Below are 18766 nucleotides of genomic sequence, written 5' to 3' on the forward strand. Positions count from 1 at the left end.
TCTTTTTAAGTGTTATTAACTACCTTTTACAATCCTGTTGGGTATTTAGGGGCCAGGGAAGCTTTCTTATTTATATTCTTTACAGCATTATCTGTGCTGGAGTCTTCGGCTTGGTGAATACATTGGTTCTATATTTTTTTAATAGTAGAAACCTAACCGTCGTGACTTTTGCTTATATCCTCTCAGTGGGTGTAGTCGTGCCTTTATCGTATTTTTTAAATAGTCGCCTTTTCAAAAATAAAATTGAGGCCAAATCGTAGTTTTTAAAAGGATGTAGTATGTTTTTTTACGGAAAAAACAAAACGAAATTTTTTTTGGCAATTTTGCCAATCATATGTTGCGTGATATGGCAATTTATTGCTGGAAAGGATCTAAATTGGGATGCTAATAATTATCACCTTTATGCAGGGTTTTCAGCAATAAATGATCGTTTCTCACAAGATTTTTTTGCTGCTGGCCCACAAAGCTACCTAAACCCTTATGCGTATACTCTTTTCTATCTTCTCGTTACTTACTCTTCAAATGCATTGTTGGTGGGCTTGTTACTTGCAATCAGCCAAAGTGCTGTAATCTATTTAACATGGGGAATTGCAAAGTCTGTGCTGAAGCAGACCGCTCCTTCAACGAGTTTTTTAATTCTCACTACAATACTGAGCGTGTCAACTACCGTAGTCTGGCACCAAATAGGTTCATCTTTTATTGATATCTATGTAACAATATTTGTGTTGGCGGGTGTTTATTCTCTTTTAAAGTATGATGTTTCTCCTACTGCTACACGTGCGTTTCTATCGGCTTTCGTTTTAGGCTTTGCTGTAGGAATTAAACTTACATCAGGGATGTTCGCATTGGCCGGCGCCTGTTGCGCCCTCTACTTGATGTGTATTAAACACAAAAAGTATAAACACTTTATATGGTTTTCTGTTGCTGGTGTTGTTGGTGCACTTCTTGTAGAAGGTTGGTGGGCTTACAGGGTATTTCAAGAAACCGGAAACCCGTTTTTTCCTTTTTTTAATAGTGTATTCTGCTCACCGTATACTATTTGTGAGTCAATTAAACACCACAGGTTTATTCCATCCTCTTTGTCAGAAGCCCTGGTTTTGCCCTTTGAAATGCTTCTTCCTTCGCCATGGCTTTACATTGAACTATTATCACCTGACGCTCGATTCGCCTTTTTGTTTATCGCTATTCCAATATTTGTATATTTGCAAAGACGTAGCAAGGACGTTGCGACCCCATTTAAAGTAGTAATTGGTTTCTGGTTAATTTGTTACTTTATATGGCTGTACGCAACTGCAAACGGTCGCTATGGTATGCCACTGTTTATTTTGGTAGGAATAATCATAGGCTATATCATCGCTAAATCATTAAACGCAAAACGCGCTCAGATATATATGCTCTTATTAGTCACATTTCAGGCGTTTCTTTTGGTATTTGGCGGAGGTTTGAGGTGGAATTCACAAGAATGGACTTCTCCTTATTTTGAATATCAACTGCCTGAAAAATTAACGAATTCTCCGGCTTTATATATATCCGCAACACGGCAGTCTAATAGTTTCTTGATCCCACAATATCACCCTGATTCATCGTTTATAAACGTGTCAGGTCAGATGCCCTTAGATGGAAAAAGTGCGTTGGGTAAAATTGAACAACTATCAAAACTTCATAACGGTAGAGTTCGTTTCTTTGCCGAAGTAGAAGTTCTGGAAGGCAAGCAAATAGCCGATGTAAATTGGCCCCAAAATTTTAATAGTAAGATTGAGCGGTTTGGTTGGAAAATTGTTAAGGACCAATGTGAATACGTTGAAAACAACGTTAACAAAGGGACAATTGGGCTACGCTATATTGCGGACTGCCCTATTGAAGAAGACGCAGCGTTAGCAACTCGCTTTCAACGTTCTGTCGTAGAGATTGATACAATATTTAGTAATATAGAAAAGCATTGCCCACAACTATTCAGTCCTTCAACAGGGGTAACAGAAAAATTCGGCGGCGCTTGGTCACGCGAATATATTGGTACCGATACGTCCATTTTTATTACAGATATCAGTGTCATTAAAGTAACCAGTAATGAAGTGGAGGCTACGGTATTAGGCACTAGAGAAGAATGGTCGAAAAACCCTGCTTCTGCGGCTAAAGGCTGTTTCACAAACGGTCAGAAACGGTCAAAGTCGATGACATTTGACCTATAAAAAGCATTCCCCATGGTAAAAAAAGGTTAAAAAAAGAGATGTGGCAATGTAATCATTCTCAAAAGAAAAACATGGAAAGTATGCAAACGTGTTTGCTACTACAAATAGTGGTTACTCTCAAAAATGTTTAGCGCACCTCCTTGCTAACCTTGAACACAATGCCAGTGAGTTTTCATCACTGGCATTTATTTGCCCCCGCTAGATATCTACATTAAAAGAGTTCTATCTTAGGCTCTCGTGCCTCTTCAAACTCACTTTTTTCTTCAGGTGATGATTCATTGATATCAAAATGGATTTTACGCTGATCTTCCATTACATATTTTTCAAACATTTCTTTGGTGCTTAAGTTAAACGACTCATCAAAATGCTCGCGGTTATTGATGTAAGACGAAAACTGTCCGAACAAACTAACGATCGCGTCTTGCTCTAGTTTCACATGCTCAGTACGCTGGCGAATAATGTCTTGGAACTGAATTTTCGCGATGGCACCGCTTACTTTTACCGCAACGTCGGTGGCGCTTTGCGAGAAGCACGCCAGCATTTTGGGATTGAGTTCTTCAAGCACGCGATAGTGTGTCGTTATGTTTTCTAACGACTCAGAAAAACCCGTCAACAATTCACATGTGTCATTTGCGCGCGTAGAGCTCAGCATTTTCTCACCTTGCAAATGCGCAGCGTCGAGCGCTGATTTTATGCCCGACTCTATTTTTTCGGCCGCTTCTGAAGACTGTGATGATAGGATACGAACCTGTTCGGCCACTACCGCAAACCCTCGGCCATATTCGCCTGCGCGGGCAGCTTCAATTGCTGCATTAAGCGCTAATAAATTAGTTTGTGAAGCAATATTTTTTACAAGCTCTGTCAGTTCTTTCAGGTTTTCAACTTCACGCATGACCCCTTGAATTGCCTCAGTGTCTGCAATTTGCTGCTCTCTTTGCGTACTGATCATCGCTTTTATACTGGATAAGCGCTCAGCTGCTTTAGTGAACTCGTCAGCACTTTTTTCCTTACAACTAAGAGCATTTTTCTGTCCTAATTCAACGTTGTCTATACTGTCTTGTATGCTGCTTTCAATTTCGTACAGTGCCTTCATCAGCTCCATAGAAGCATCTTCAGTTATTGCACTTATGCCATCCATCTGCCCTTTTAATATGGCGACATAATCATTAACTTGAGAGTGAGTTTCACTTAATTGTGTTGAGGTTTCCCGCAAATAACTTTCTTGCTCGTGTAGTTTGGCTGCATAAATGCGATTTTGTCTACTTGCATACCAAGGCATAAAGCAAAACATGCTAACAATAGTGATTATCACTCCCGCATGCACGCCTATTACCGACGAGGACGTTGTCAACGACCCTCCAATTCCAAGTGATGCCACAATAACTAATCCGCCCCACAGTAAAAGCGAATCCTGCATACTACCTGTCTTGTCCTTAAGCACTTTTAATTTCTCAGCGAGCACTGTCTCGTAATACTGCTTTGCTTTTTCAAGTACTTTCATGTTTTTACCTTATGCAGTTGGTACCAACTGCTTTACTACACCTAATAATTGCTCTGGTTCGACGGGTTTGACGAGCCAGCCTGTAGCACCAGCAGATTTGGCCTCCTCACGACGGCTTTGCTGAGACTCAGTGGTTAACATCAACATGGGGGTAAATCTAAATTTAGACTGCTGTTTTAATGTTTTTATTAGCTCTATACCATTCATACCTGGCATATTTAAGTCAGTAATAATCAACTTGGGCGATATGGATTCAAGCGCAACCATAGCTGCTTCTGCACTTTCTGACTTTGTTACCGTATAGCCTGCCCGCTTTAATAGCATTTCCATGCTCATCAACATCGTTGCTGAATCATCTACTAAGTGTATTGCGCTCATTGCATTACCTCTTGTTTATAGCCGATTAACTGTTTACACAACTCAGTATAGTCTCGAGCTCCTCGACTGTGAGGCGCATAGGCAGTTACCGGCTTATTTTCTGCGAATGCCTCGGCTAAAGTTATGTTTTTATGTATTGGACTAAGCACTTTGTTTCGACCATAGCGGCCGTACCAGTTACTCAATTCTTGGCGATGTAACTTTAAGTTTTGCTCTACCATTACCGGTAAAATGGTTAGGTTTGTCGCTCTAAACTTGCGCTCTGCCATGGCCTTCCGACACGCATTTAACAGCTTTTGAACACCGTCGCTTGCAAGTGGCATGGGCGTAGCAGGTATAATGATATCTGTGGCGGCGGACAGTGCTGCCATTAGCTGTGAGCTTAACGTTGGCGGCGTGTCGATAATAACGATATCGAAATGCGTTGATACTTCGTCGCTATCACACCAAAGGCGAATAGCGTCTAACGCAATGTCGTCGTTAGTGTTTGCGCGTGTAGTGTCAACACTAGTGGCATAAATTTTTTCACTACATTTAACGATTGAGGTGAAAAAGTCTTTGAGTGGCATGGTCTTTATGGTGCTTTGTGGCTCAGTTCCAAGCGCCGTCAAGCCTTGCATAACGTGGCCTTGATTATCCAAATCAAGTACTAAAACACGGTTGCCATGTTGTGCAAAGCCAAAAGCGAGATTGACCACTGTGGTAGTCTTTGCTGTCCCGCCTTTGCGATTTGCAACCGTGATCACTCTCATTCACACCACACTTTATTGTTGTCTGATTGAAGCATCTCTACTATCCAATATAGTTCTGATGATTCAGGCTGTACACTAACCTTTGGTCGTAAGCACAAAAGCACTTGGAAAACCGCGGTATGTGCGGTTTTTAACGTTTTTAGATTAAGCTGCCGTGAGGCGTCCTCTGTCAGCCAACTAAACAAGGTTTCAGCCTCTTCAATTTCACAATGTCCGGCAAGCACTGCTACTTTTTTCTTGAACGTTACAGGCATGTGGATATGACCTCCTGCACATTGATAATGAGTAATACCCTTCCATCTCCAAGTAATGCTGTACCTGAGAAGTGGGAATAGCCAGCAAGGACGCCTTCAAGGGGTTTTTGAATAACGTCAATACCTTCATGAAACTTATCAATAATAAGCCCAAACTCGCCCTGCGGCGTTGACACAACTAATACCGAGTGTTCCTCTTTACTGTCGTCAGGTTCGAACCCCAGCGCATCTCGCAAATTACAAAGCGGTATTAACTTATCCCGTATCACCAACACGTTTTCATTGCGTATTCGCTGAATGTCCTGCGTAGGAACTTTCACGGTTTCTACTACCGCGTCCATACTTACGCCAAACATCTGATCGTTTACTTCAAACATCATGACGCGATTTACTGACATTGTCTGAGGAAGAAGCAGCTTGAACGTAGAGCCCACGCCAACCTCACTCTGCATTTCTATAGTACCGCCTGCCTGACTTACCATGGTTTTTACTGCATCCATGCCCACTCCACGACCGGACAAATCCGACACTTGTTCACTGGTGGAAAACCCTGCGGCGAAAATCAGCTGAAGTGCCTCATTATCGTCTATGCTCTCAAGCTGAGACTCTGTTATTACGCCTTTCTGAAAAGCGAGAAGCTTAATTTTATGGGGGTCAATGCCCTTGCCATCGTCACGTATTTCGATAATGACGCTGTCATCAAGGGGGGTAGCAATCAAGTCAATACGCCCAGTTTCAGGCTTGCCCGCCTCTATTCTGTCTTCGGGCGATTCGATACCATGGTCAATACTATTGCGCAGTAAATGGATGAGGGGCTCTGATAACGATTCAATTAAGTTTTTATCAAACTCGGTGTCTTCACCTTGCATACACAGTTCAATTTTCTTATCGAGCTTTCTCGATAAATCTCTAACCAACCTTGGATAACGCTGAAAAACATGTGAAACCGGCACCATTCGTATCTGCAGTACCGCGCTTTGTAATGACTCGGTTAAACGGTTAACAATTGAAAAGTGCGCTTTTATCTGCTTGCTTAGTTTCTTGCTTCCACCTTCTTCTTCAGCTTGCTTAGCCAAGTAAGGAAGTGAGTTTTTTGCAACCGTTAGTTCGCCAACTATGTCCATTAAATAATCAATTTTAGTTTGGTCAACCTTCAGCATTTTGACCGCTTGTCGCTCAGCTTTAGCCGGTTGAGATGCATCGTCTTCTGCTGTTTGCGTCTCTGATTCGTTTGTTGCGTTGGTGGTTTCAACAACATCCCGTATTTCAGGTATGTCATTTTGCACGTCTTCTAACGCCGCGTTAATTGCACTTATTAGTTCTGCTTCATTGCTGAATGTTTGCTTTAATACATTGCCAACAAGCATGGATATTGAGGGAAACATAAACTCTGCGTTATAGCCCTCAGAGCTTATCAGTGCTAATTGTTGCGTTAATAACTCTTTTTCATGTGGTAACAAACCTTCTTTACTCAGTTCCGCGGCTAAACTGTCTGATTCACCCGCAAGGTCGTCTGACTCGTCAGCTGTTATAACTTCATCCAGAAAAGTAAGATCGTTATCAGATGATAAAAATGACAACACCGCTCTTATTGGCATAGCGTGTGTTTGCGACGCCAGCAAAAGCCCAGCGGTCGACTGCAACATATTGTTATCACCAGCCTCACGAGCGGTTTTTAAAGCGTCATTTAACGCTTCATCATTCAGCTGCGCTACGCTGTCGAGGATCTTGTCTTTACATCGATATTTAAGTGCCTGCTGAGTAAGCTTATGTAGTTTATACTGGCCTTCATAATAGGCCATATGTGTCACGACAGCGTCTTCGCTTGCTTCGCCAAGGGCAGTTATTTTTAAGACGCATTGATAAACATCTGCATCAGCGGCCATCGCGGGCGCGTTGATTTCAAAAGCGCGTAAACCCGGCAGCGCCAGTGCGACATTCACTGGGTCCTCACCGCGAAAAAAGCAACCTTCATCAGGAGTATATTCAATTACATACAGATCCGATGACGCGCTTTTAGACAATAACGCAATATCCGCATTGTCATCGAACGCATCAAGCGCAGTAGCTACTGAATCAACGATTTCGTTGGTGCTGCTATCAGCCTGAGCGGCAGGTGTTTGTTCAGTGGTATTGGCACCAGCTTGAGACGGGTCAATGAAGGCTCGAAGCTGCGCACTTAAATCGGTAGAGATGGGTTGCCATTCAGCGAGACTTTGAGTTCCGTTTTCCAGCTCATCAAACCACATAGATATCTGATCTAATGCTTCAAGAAGCAGGTCACCAATCTCGTCGTTGTAATCAACCTCTTTCGCTCGCACGCTGTCTAATAAATCTTCCGCAGCATGAGCCAAACGCGTCAATGGTTTTATATCGAATAAGTCTGACGAACCTTTGATCGTGTGTAAATCTCTGAAGATTTTGTCCACTTTGTCCGACGATGGGCCTGAAGCTTGAATCTCAATAAGCTCTTGACTTGCAGACTCTAGGTTCTCGCGAGACTCACCGATAAAGACGTCGAGTAGTTCACTCATTAGCTACCTCCCAAAACCGCACTGACCACAGACTTAAGTGCATCTGCGTCAACAGGCTTAGTCATGTAGAAGTTTGCACCACATTGATAGGCCCGCTGCGCGTCCTGGGTTGCAGACTCTGTGCTTATCATGATAATGGGAACAGCGCGCAGTAGCTCGTTTTGCCTGATTTCTTTACAGAGTCGGTAACCGTCCATTTTAGGCATATTTACATCGACCAAAAACAAATCGATAGGAGTGCCGATGGCTTTCTCCAGCGCTTCCACACCATTTTCAGCTTCTTCCACGACACGGTCGTCAGAAGATACCAACATTTTATGAAACATTCTGACTGTAGACGCGTCGTCGACTATCATTACTGTTTTCATGTTACGCCCCTCCTGCAAGTGGCTTTTGGTAGGCAATAACATCACCGAACTTACGCACTTTAAACATAGACGATATCCGGCTCATCGACTCACTATGCCCTAGAAAGATGTATCCACCTGGTTTCATCGCATCAAACAATACATGTGCTGCTTTTTTGCGCGACTCATCGTCAAAATAAATGAGCAAGTTTCGGCAGAATACCAAGTCAAAGTGTCGAAACCCCTTCATGTTTGCACCTGATAGAATGTTGGCTAGTGAAAATGAAACCGACTCTCGTATATCGTCACATAGCTGAAACTGACCGTTGGTCTCTATGAAATACTTTTTCACCAACGCGGTTGGAATGTTCTGCACCGAGCGCTTTGAATAAAGCCCTTTTTTAGCAGACGCTAGAACATTGCTGTCAATATCTGAAGACGCTATCTCTACATCTCGATGCGCTAGCCCTTTCCAGTTTTCGATAAGATGAATAGCAATCGAGTAAGGCTCCTCGCCCGTGCTTGAAGGCACAGACCAAATTCGTAGGTCCTCCCCCGGTGCACGATAGCTATCGAGTTCATCCATGATATAACGTGTCATTGCGTCAAATTGGTATTCTTCGCGGAAGAAGTAGGTTTCATTCACTGTCATCGCGTTGACGAGGTTTTGGAACTCTTCCCCCGACGCTTGGAACCGCATGTATGTGAAATAGCTTTTGAAGTTTGTGTGCCCCGTAGCCTTCATCCGCTCGTGTAATCGTTTATCAACGAAATAACGCTTTGAGTCTTCAAAATGGATCCCCGTTTTTCGGTAGAACATCGACCGAAAGCGCTCGAAATCAGCCGCGGCGATTTTTTCCAACGTTGCTGTAGTCATTATGCGCTCCCTAATTGATTTCGAATTAGGCTTATGACAAAGGCAATGTAGGCATGGTTGGGAAAGCGGCTCTCAACAGTTTGCAAAATGTCATAGGTAGAACTATCTGACACCTCTGCAAGCTTGTCTAAAGCTGTACCAACAACGTTCTCATTGTCATCATTGAGTGCAATGTGATGCAACCAATTCAACGCATCGGGATGTGCCACTGCGCCAATAATGTCAACACAAAAAATACGCGTATCAGGGTCATCGTCTTGCATCAGTTTATGCACGTTGTGTGCGAACAAGTCAGGGTTTTGCTGCATAAGTTCTATTGCACCGTTACGCAACTGCACTTGTTCACTTTTCAACATGCCTATCAGTTGAGATGCATCGGCATCCGTCATATTGTGTTCAAGCGCACTAAATAATGCTTCGATAACTGTTGGGTCGTTTTCCGCTGGGAGTCGCTCTAAAAAAACCTTGTGCGCGTTCTCTTCACCACTTAAGTCACGTACGGCCCAGCGTCTTACACTGCTGTCTGGGGAGGCTAGATCGGCTACTAACTGCTCTGGCGTTCGTTCAGCACTGCGCTTTTCTTCTTGTTGAATTACTGTGTCGTCACTGGCATTTGATTTCTTTTTTAAACCCATAACACTTGCTCCTGTTATCGACAAAGTGCATTCAACTTTGACACTATTTTAGGACTGTCTAATACATGACTGGCGCAGCCGGCCTCAATTAGTTCTTTTGGCATACCAAATACAACAGATGTTGCTTCACTCTCAGCAATCGTTGTAGCACCTCCTTTGTATGCTTTGCTCATTGCAGCTACGCCATCGCTGCCCATTCCAGTTAGCTGTACACACAGCATGGCGAGTGGTTCATAGCAATTCAGTGCACTATCTACCATACGATCGACACTGGGATGCCACAAAAAACTTGGGCTCGCTGGTACAGGTCGAACGTGAATATCAGCACCCGTTTTTGCAAAAGCTAAGTCAGCATCGCCCTTCGCCAAGTAGATTTTGCCCGCTTCAAGAACCATTCTTGAGTCAACTTCGACAACATTTAGTGGGCTTAATCCATCTAATCGCTTAGCCAATGCTTGGGTAAACGAAGCAGGCATATGCTGTGAAATAACGATGGGTGCTGGAAATGTGGGTGAAATATTGGTTACCAAGTGTTCAAGCTTCCGCGGTCCCCCGGTCGAAACCCCTATCATGACAATTTCAAAAGGCGTGCTTTTATTATTTCTCACCACACGCTGCTTCACGACGGGGGGCGGTTTGATAGTGGGCCGCTGTGCCCTTCCCGTCTTTGCTAACGCATTTATTTTGTTGATTAACGGCGTTTCTATATCAGAAATGTCTCGGCTTACAGTGCCCCCTGTTTTCAGTACAAAGTCGCTGGCGCCTAATGCTAATGCTTCAAGAGTAATAGCCGCACCTTTTTGCGTTAGCGAAGAAACCATAATAGTAGGACATGGATACAATTTTCTTAATAAAGCCAAACAGGTCATACCGTCCATCACAGGCATGTTAATATCAAGCGTGATACAGTCGGGTTTAAATTCGACCGCTTTAGAAAGCGCTTCTTCACCGTTTCTTGCAACCTGGACAGTGAACCCCTCTCTTTCAAACAATTGAGTAAAGAGTTTGCGCATTAGCGCAGAGTCATCCACTGCAAGCACTTTTACCGACATAGCATCTCCCATTAATCAACCAAGTAAGCTAGCCTACTTAACTAGAACTGCGTTTGTGCTTGAGCCACCGCGTTGTCATTTAGCAAAACATTGGGCTCTATAATTTGAATAATGCGCTTTTCGTCGTTTAATTTTATTAATCGACTTAAAAATTCAGACTGCATTTCTGACAACGAAGGCGCTGTTTCAATGGTTTGTTTAACCACAGTTTTTACTTCTGCAACGCCATCAACAATAAAGCCTGTGCGCTGCTTATCTTTCGTTAGCACAACAATTCGCTGTCGTTCAGATGATTCACTGCTTGGTATGCCAAGGCGACATCTTAAGTCGATAACGGGCAGCACCGTGCCGCGCAGATTTACAATCCCTTTTAAATAATCAGGGGTACTTGGAATGCTCTCTAACTTTTCTGGTACACGGGTTATTTCTTGGGTGTCATCAATGCTTACCCCATATTCCTGACCATTAATCCAGAAAATGACGTACTGCTCGCAATCATCTTCGTTGATGGCGGCATCGTTATTCTCGTTCATCTGCGACTCCTGCTTTATGTCTTCATCTATTGAACTCAATGCTGTCATGAGCGCTCGACTGTAGACATTAGTTAGATTTATTATCGACACAAGACGCTTTCCACCGTCGCTTCTATATACCGCTTCGAGCAGCCCTGACTCCGCGCCGTCGTTGCAAACCGATGGCACAGCTTCAAGTTCACTTTCAGAGATTGAAACAACGTTACTCACTTTAGCGACCACAAATCCAACGCTGCCGAACTCGCTGTTTTGCGCTATGACAATACGAGAGGCTTCGTTAATATCGGTATGGACCATGCCAATGCAGTTTGCCAAATCGACAATGGGTATAATGCGGCCTCGTAAATTCACTAGTCCTAACACTGATGGTGCACTTTCTGGAAGCTGAGAAATTTCGCTGGGTACACGAACAATTTCTTCCACGTCCTGTAGGTGAAATGCGAACTCTTGATCTTCAAGAGAGAAGCAAACCAGTTGCTGTAGATTATGGTCATCTGATTCAGTAATCTCGTCGTCGCTGTCAATATGATGCATACCCGACAGCTGCATCGTATTACCATCCTGCTTTGTTACGGCTTGTGCTCTGGCTAAAGACGATACATCGAGTATTTGTTCTACGGGTTGGTCATCTTGCTTGATAATGCCCTGCATGTATTCATAGGCGATAGATTCGGTCATCGACTTTTTATCAATTACCGTTTCATTAGGCACTCCAAATACTTTCAGCACCCTGTCAACCATAAAGCCGACGCTACCGAGTTCCGATTCTACAACTACCACGCGAGTCACATCGGTAATTCGTGAGCTGACACCCAGCAAAATCATGCTTAGATCATAGACAGGTAAAACATTGCCTCTTAAGTTGGCTAATCCAATCATTTGAGCAGGTCCGAGTGGCACCGATACCACAGTAGGGACACGTATGATTTCGCCTACAGAATGCATCGGAAATGTGAATCGCTCCTCGTTTACAAGAAAGGAAACGAATTGCTGTTCACCGTCACCCGTGTCGTCCTGAAGATTTTCAGCACTTTCTATATTTGAAACATCAGTCATAAGAAAGACTCCTCTGACAAGGTGGATAATTAACCGTTTTGCATTTCGTCTGCCACTGATGCAATTTCTTCAATCGATTTTGCAAGGATCTCCATGCCTTTGCTCTGTTGCTCAGCAGCATTAAGCGCTTGCTGGCAGTTGCTGCTTGCCTGCTCGTTGGCGGCTGCAATCTGCTCAAGGCCTTTCTGCGCTTGTGTAACACCTGCGGCAATTTCCTCACCCCGGTCTTTCATGGCTTGGTTGTACTCCACCACCTCAGAGATATCGGCTGCTATCTTTTCAACGTCTTTGGTTGTTTGTACCGCCTTCATCACTTCTCGTGATGCGCTCTCGGCTACGTTGGTAAGGTCAGTTTTAACACTCACTGTTTGATCTTGAATGGCTTTGATGAGGTCTTTTATTTGTTCCACATTTTCAGCTGCTTCGTCAGCTAAGCTTTGAATGTCAGCTGAAACAACCGCAAAACCTTTACCATATTCACCCGCTCTTGCCGCTTCGACTGCGCCATTTACCGCAAGCATGCTAGTTTTAACTGAAACGGTTGTAATGGTGTCGATGACCTTGTCGATTTGACGTGTCATGGTTTCCATCTCATTAATGGCACTTACGTTCTCTTTACTCGTTTCAAGTGCCAAGTTAATGCCACTTACCATGCCTTCTATAAGGGCGCGGTTCTCTTTCAAGAGTGCCGTTATTGCACTACCTTTTTCTAGTGCCACATCGCACTGAGATGACGCCTTATCAACGCCCTCTCGCAATAAGTCAATATTACCGACGGCTTGATCTACCGAACTCGCAGCTTGTTGTGACCCATTGTTCACCTGAGTTAGCGCTGTCATAATCTCGCCAGACGAGCGATTAATCTCTTCTAGGGTTGCCGATAATTCCTCAGCCGAAGATGCGACTTCTTCGGCACTTTTATTGATATCAGTGCTATTTTTCAACTCTTCAGTGATAAGCTCTAGCGATTGTGCAGCTTGTTCCGCCTGCGATAAGGCAACGCTCTGTTCAGATACGTTGGAAGATACTTCTTGCGCTGCTGTAGATTGTTCATCTGCTGCGCAAGAGATGGCTTCCGAACCCTGCTGGATCTCTTTAGCGGCGCCATCCATCGATTTAACTTGCGATTGTAATTCATCTGCACCATCTGCAATCGACTTCATATCATCTTTAATAGTGACTAACTGCTCGGTAACGGCCTCACCTTTTGTTACTTCTTCTAGTGCGGCTTCGGAAGACGCTTTAACTGCATCGGATACCTGATTAGATTGCTCCTGAATTTTTTCGATTTGCTTGGCAATATCAGCGGCACTTTTGTCAGACACCTCCGCAAGGGCACGAACCGTGTCAGCCACTACAGCAAAGCCTTTACCATGCTTGCCGGCACGACCGGCTTCGATAGCAGCATTAAGGGCGAGGAGGTTGGTTTGATCAGCAATACGTGTGACTTGTTTGACAGCCTCGCCAATGTTAGATGCCTGTTGTTCTAACTCGCTCATCATCACTACGGAACGTGATTGATGTTCTGAAGCCGTTTTAACGCTGGTCATCATGGTGCCTAGATCTCCGACCACACGTTCTAAGTACGTTTGGAGCTCATTGGTTTTATCCATGGTTGCGCCCGCAAGCTCAAGCTGCGCAACTAAGCCCCCTGATATCTGCGTGACAGCCGCTAAGCTTTCTTGACTGGCGCTACTTGATTCTTCGGCACCCGCTGCAATTTCATTGACAGCCGTAGATAGTTGGTCTGTTGCGCTAGAGGCTTGATTCACACCGCTGACTAGTTCAGTCGTTGCGGATGCCACACGCTCGGCAGCTTGTTGCTGCCTTGCCAGCGTTCGTGCTTTTCGGCGCTGCTCTTCAGCTTCTTTTCTCATTTTCGCATCCACTTGAACGGTGGGTGCAGCGACTGGGTCTGATGTTTTTTTGAGCGCCATAGTTAACCTCGATATGTAGATGGCAGTAAATCACCTGTTAAATATCGGTTAAAATTCAGCCCAAAAGAGTATAAATCCACATACTTTTATATGAAGTTAAATACCCAAAACTCTTGCTAACACACGCAGCCCCTAAAATGTCACTATTGTCACAAATGACACAAATAAATAATTGCCGTATAAAAACAAAAGCTTATATATAAGATAATACACAAGGTGAGAATGACAATTTTGTCAAAGTACAAAAGTCTAACAGCCTAATTAAAGGAATATTTTTTTTATAAAGAAAATATTTGGAAATGAAGAACTTATACTTAGGTATAATAAAAAACGGCCGAGTAGGCCGCTTAGTTGATTTGCTACGTTGGTTACAATGACTGAAGTGCAGTTATGATCGGGACGTTAGCTTCTGGAAAGTCTGCTGCATGAAGTGCCTTCACGTTAACCCACCTAGACTGCTGTCCCTCATTACCATGAGGTTCTCCAGCAAAGTCATAGACGCGATGAACGTCTAGTTTAACTTGCTTGTCGCCGTAATCATGGGTTATCACTATTACCGGCTCGCTGCGGTTTACAATAATCCCCACTTCTTCAGCAAGCTCTCGCTTCAGCGCCTGTAGAACGGTCTCACCTTCTTCTACTTTGCCGCCAGGGAACTCCCATTTTCCGCCCTGATGAACATTGTCAGGGCGAAGAGTAATGAATATTTCATCGCCGCGAGCGATAACGCCCACAGCAACATGTACTACTTTCATTACTTAAGCTTGCCGTGACACTGCTTATACTTTTTACCAGAGCCACATGGACATGGGTCGTTACGGCCTACTTTCGCACCTTCGCGCACTTGCGTACGTACTTTGTCACTTGCCTCTTCTGGCGTCGCGTTCGCTTCTTCGTGCTCGAAGTTCTTAGGCACATCGTCAGCTTGACGACGTTGCTCTTCTACTTTCTGCACGTCTTCTTCAGCTTGTACTTTTACACGCGCAAGAATAGTGATCACTTCAACTTTAAGCGCTTCTAGCATTTGAGAGAACAAGGCAAACGACTCACGCTTGTATTCTTGCTTAGGATTCTTCTGCGCATAGCCACGCAGGTGAATACCTTGGCGTAGGTGATCCATTGCTGCCAAATGCTCTTTCCAATGGCTGTCTAGGTTTTGAAGCATTACCGCTTTTTCAAACTGGCGCAGTACCTGCTCGCCCACTACCGCTTCTTTCTGCTTATAAGCATCCACGACTTCACCTAGAATGCGCTCGCGAAGCTTCTCTTCGTAGAGCTTGTCGTCATTTTCAAGCCAGGTTTTGATTGGCAAGTCTACGGCGAAATCGGCTCGCATGCGCTCTTCAAGTCCGCTCACATCCCACATTTCTTCAAGAGACTGTGGCGGAATGTATTCATCGACAACGCTTGAAATAACATCTTCACGAATAGCTGCGATAGTCTCGCTAATATCACCTTCATCAAGAAGCTCATTACGCTGTTCGTAAATAACTTTACGCTGATCGTTGGCCACATCATCGTATTCAAGCAATTGTTTACGAATGTCAAAGTTGCGGCCTTCAACTTTACGCTGTGCATTTTCAATCGCACGCGTTACCCACGGGTGCTCAATGGCTTCGCCGCGCTCCATGCCTAAACGCTTCATCATGTTGCCCATTTTTTCAGAGGCAAAGATACGCATTAGGGCGTCGTCTAATGAAAGGTAGAAACGGCTTGAACCTGGGTCACCCTGACGGCCCGAACGACCGCGAAGCTGGTTATCAATACGGCGAGACTCGTGACGCTCTGTACCAATGATATGTAAACCACCAGATTCAAGTACTGCGTCGTGGCTCTTCTTCCACTCAGCTTTGATCTTTTCGATTTGCGCTTCAGTTGGATTTTCAATCTTCTCAACTTCCGCTTGCCAGTTACCACCTAACACGATATCGGTACCACGACCTGCCATGTTAGTTGCAATCGTAACCGCGCCTGGCTTACCAGCTTGTGCAACGATATCAGCTTCGTGTTCGTGGAACTTTGCGTTTAGTACCTTATGAGGAATTTTCGACTTTTTAAGAATACGAGAAATCAGCTCTGAGTTCTCGATAGACACCGTACCCACAAGCGTAGGCTGACCGCGTTTAACGCACTCTTTAATGTCTTCAACAATAGCTTCGTATTTTTCTTCTGCCGTTAGGTAGATAAGGTCAGCCATATCTTTACGCTGCATCGGACGGTTTGTCGGGATAACTACCGTTTCTAAGCCGTAAATATGGTTAAATTCGAAGGCTTCTGTATCGGCAGTACCTGTCATACCTGCAAGCTTGTTATACAAGCGGAAGTAATTCTGGAAGGTAATTGAAGCAAGGGTTTGGTTTTCGTTTTGAATACGAACACCTTCTTTCGCTTCTACAGCCTGATGCAAACCTTCAGACCAGCGACGTCCTTCCATAGTACGACCGGTGTGCTCGTCTACAATAACGATTTGGTCTTCTTTAACAATGTAGTCTACGTCTTTCGCGAACAGCTTGTGCGCGCGAAGGGCCGCGTTAATATGGTGCAGTAATGAGATATTACCTGCAGCGAACAGCGACTCACCTTCAGGCAACAAGCCTTCTTCGTGAAGGATCTCTTCAACGTGTAATTGACCGCGCTCGGTAAGGTGTATTTGTTTTGCTTTAAGGTCGATAGTGTAATCACCATCGCCTTCTTGGCCTTCTTCATCTTCTTTTTCTTGCTGAACAAGCTTAGGAATGATGACGTTGATACGGCGATATAACTCTGAGCTATCTTCAGCCTGGCCAGAGATAATAAGTGGCGTACGGGCTTCGTCGATAAGGATTGAGTCAACTTCATCCACTACCGCATAGTTAAGCGGGCGCTGTACACGGTCTTGTGGGCTAAATGCCATATTGTCGCGCAGGTAATCAAAACCAAACTCGTTGTTGGTTCCATAGGTAACATCTGCTTGGTAAGCGTCACGCTTTTGCTCAGGTGACATACCCGGAACGTTGCAACCTACACGCATACCTAAAAACATGAATAATTGATTACTCCACTCAGCATCACGACGTGCAAGGTAGTCATTCACGGTAACAACGTGAACACCTTTGCCGGATAGGGCATTAAGGTAAGTTGGTAAAGTAGCCGTAAGGGTTTTACCTTCACCGGTACGCATTTCCGAAATTTTGCCTTCGTGAAGTACTTGACCGCCTAGCATCTGAACGTCGAAGTGACGCATGCCGTATACGCGTTTACTTGCTTCACGCACAGTAGCGAAGGCTTCTACAAGAATATCGTCAAGGGTTTCACCCTTTTCAATACGCGCTTTAAATTCGTCTGTCTTAGCCTTTAGCGCCTCATCGGAAAGCTTTTCAAATTCTGCTTCCAGTGCATTAATGGCATCTACGTTTTTGCGTAATTTTTTTAATAATCGGTCGTTTCTACTACCGAATACTTTTCGAAGGATGCTTGAAAACATTAGCTTTTATATTCCACTACTTGTCGAGGCGCCGCGCATCGTGCACAGCTAAATTAAACGTATAAAACACAACGTTAACCACATTGTGTTTTGCGATGTTCTTAAATTATGCTTCTTCGCTTCAAATGAACTTAACTAATAAGGCATTATCAACGAGAATTACCTGGCTGCTACCTTGTCTACTTTTTGTAAACGAAAGGCAGAGGATCGATTGGTTTTCCGTTTCTTATTACTTCGTAGTGGACATGAACGCCAGTTGAGCGCCCTGTATTGCCCATTTTCGCAATTGGCTCCCCTTTGGTCACCACATCACCTATTGAAACAGTAAGGGTGTCGTTGTGCCCATAGCGGGTAACAAAGCCATCACCGTGATCAATTTCTACTAGTTGGCCATAGCCGTAGCGCTCACCCGCCCAGGTCACAATACCTGCGGCAGTTGCTACTACGTTTTCCCCTGCTTTACCCGCGAAGTCTAGCCCTTTGTGCATGGTAGGTTCGCCAGTAAACGGGTCGGCCCGCATACCATAATAAGAAGACAACCACCCTGACTCTATCGGACGACCAGATAATTGGCTCTGTTCGTTGATATGGTGACCCCTTACCAAACTTTCAAGCATAGACAACTGTTGAGACTTTAAATCAAGAGATTGCTCTAGTTTGGCTATTTCATGAAGGACGGGGTCGTCTTGGAGGTTTGCCGGTATCGATACCGGTACGAAAGCGTCCAGGTCAGCCGCTGACATACCTAATTCTGTTGCGATTTGCTTGCCCTTCTCGTCAAGTAGCGAGGCCTGTGCAGACAATTCGGCTACATGAGAAAGTAAAGCTTTTAGTTTTATCGTAGTTTGTTGCTTTAGCGCTTCAACGTCTTTTTGTCGTTCATTGACTTCTGTTTGCGCTAAACGAACCCGTGCTACATCTTCCGACACAGATTCAGTAGAACGGCTCGACACTAGCATAAAAATAGACGAGAGCACTGTCGCGCTCACGAGCGTACGGACACTAATGCTGTGCCTGTAGCGTTTGTTTTTACCTGCTAATGTGATTGTTAATTTCATACCACGAAGAAAATTGCTGTTTCACGCCATTCTTTTTCATACTACTTCATAACGCTATGAATGTGTTTTAAGCCAAAGGCGACAATCTAAAACGTATAGTTTTTTTGTCGAATGGGTGAAATTTATATTAATTATTCGGCTACTGTATCATTTATTACAGCAATTGCCATATGAAAAAAAGCCGCCCGTTAGGCGGCTTT

The 18766-nt window shown here is 44.3% G+C and carries 15 protein-coding genes; 1 reads left to right on the plus strand and 14 read right to left on the minus strand.

Annotated features, from left to right (window positions below; translation table 11 throughout):
• Positions 1-278: 278 nt before the first annotated feature.
• Entirely contained in the window at positions 279-2189 is a 1911-nt protein-coding gene (locus BK026_RS09710; RefSeq protein WP_071815684.1) for a hypothetical protein, read from the plus strand.
• 211 nt (positions 2190-2400) lie between these two features.
• Here BK026_RS09710 and BK026_RS09715 read toward each other — a convergent pair whose 3' ends face one another.
• The 14 genes from BK026_RS09715 to BK026_RS09780 all read right to left on the minus strand — a co-directional run bounded on the left by BK026_RS09715 (position 2401) and on the right by BK026_RS09780 (position 18566).
• Positions 2401-3690: a methyl-accepting chemotaxis protein gene (locus BK026_RS09715; protein ID WP_071815685.1), complete on the minus strand. Its 1290-nt coding sequence runs from the start codon at positions 3688-3690 to the stop codon at positions 2401-2403.
• Between the two features lie 9 nt (positions 3691-3699).
• Positions 3700-4068 carry a response regulator gene (locus tag BK026_RS09720; RefSeq protein WP_071815686.1) on the minus strand — a complete coding sequence of 123 codons (369 nt, stop codon included), beginning with the start codon at positions 4066-4068 and terminating at the stop codon, positions 3700-3702.
• Positions 4065-4820, minus strand: coding sequence for a ParA family protein (locus BK026_RS09725; RefSeq protein WP_071815687.1), 756 nt, complete (start codon positions 4818-4820; stop codon positions 4065-4067). The genes BK026_RS09720 and BK026_RS09725 overlap by 4 nt, the downstream gene beginning before the upstream one ends.
• Positions 4817-5074: a hypothetical protein gene (locus tag BK026_RS09730; protein ID WP_071815688.1), complete on the minus strand. Its 258-nt coding sequence runs from the start codon at positions 5072-5074 to the stop codon at positions 4817-4819. The genes BK026_RS09725 and BK026_RS09730 overlap by 4 nt, the downstream gene beginning before the upstream one ends.
• Positions 5065-7608, minus strand: a complete 2544-nt coding sequence (locus BK026_RS09735; RefSeq protein ID WP_071815689.1) for a chemotaxis protein CheA — start codon at positions 7606-7608, stop codon at positions 5065-5067. Before BK026_RS09735 ends, BK026_RS09730 begins: the two co-directional genes overlap by 10 nt.
• Positions 7608-7976, minus strand: coding sequence for a response regulator (locus tag BK026_RS09740; RefSeq protein WP_071815690.1), 369 nt, complete (start codon positions 7974-7976; stop codon positions 7608-7610). Before BK026_RS09740 ends, BK026_RS09735 begins: the two co-directional genes overlap by 1 nt.
• A gap of 1 nt (position 7977) precedes the next feature.
• Positions 7978-8832 (minus strand): protein-glutamate O-methyltransferase CheR, encoded by an 855-nt coding sequence (locus BK026_RS09745; protein WP_071815691.1) that lies wholly within the window; start codon positions 8830-8832, stop codon positions 7978-7980.
• Positions 8832-9467 carry a HEAT repeat domain-containing protein gene (locus tag BK026_RS09750; protein ID WP_071815692.1) on the minus strand — a complete coding sequence of 212 codons (636 nt, stop codon included), beginning with the start codon at positions 9465-9467 and terminating at the stop codon, positions 8832-8834. The genes BK026_RS09745 and BK026_RS09750 overlap by 1 nt, the downstream gene beginning before the upstream one ends.
• Positions 9468-9481: 14 nt before the next feature.
• Positions 9482-10519, minus strand: a complete 1038-nt coding sequence (gene cheB / locus BK026_RS09755; RefSeq protein ID WP_071815693.1) for a chemotaxis-specific protein-glutamate methyltransferase CheB — start codon at positions 10517-10519, stop codon at positions 9482-9484.
• Positions 10520-10560: 41 nt separating this feature from the next.
• A complete protein-coding gene (locus BK026_RS09760; protein ID WP_071815694.1) occupies positions 10561-12108 on the minus strand; it encodes a chemotaxis protein CheW in 1548 nt (515 codons plus the stop codon).
• Between the two features lie 29 nt (positions 12109-12137).
• Complete coding sequence (locus BK026_RS09765) at positions 12138-14045, minus strand: methyl-accepting chemotaxis protein (protein ID WP_071815695.1); 1908 nt, start codon at positions 14043-14045, stop codon at positions 12138-12140.
• Between the two features lie 368 nt (positions 14046-14413).
• Positions 14414-14800 carry an 8-oxo-dGTP diphosphatase MutT gene (gene mutT / locus BK026_RS09770; RefSeq protein WP_071815696.1) on the minus strand — a complete coding sequence of 129 codons (387 nt, stop codon included), beginning with the start codon at positions 14798-14800 and terminating at the stop codon, positions 14414-14416.
• Positions 14800-17508 (minus strand): preprotein translocase subunit SecA, encoded by a 2709-nt coding sequence (gene secA / locus BK026_RS09775; protein ID WP_071815697.1) that lies wholly within the window; start codon positions 17506-17508, stop codon positions 14800-14802. The genes mutT and secA overlap by 1 nt, the downstream gene beginning before the upstream one ends.
• A gap of 179 nt (positions 17509-17687) precedes the next feature.
• Entirely contained in the window at positions 17688-18566 is an 879-nt protein-coding gene (locus tag BK026_RS09780) for a M23 family metallopeptidase (RefSeq protein WP_071815698.1), read from the minus strand.
• Positions 18567-18766: the final 200 nt, after the last annotated feature.

It is taken from the genome of Alteromonas sp. V450, from assembly GCF_001885075.1.
Lineage (GTDB): Bacteria > Pseudomonadota > Gammaproteobacteria > Enterobacterales > Alteromonadaceae > Alteromonas.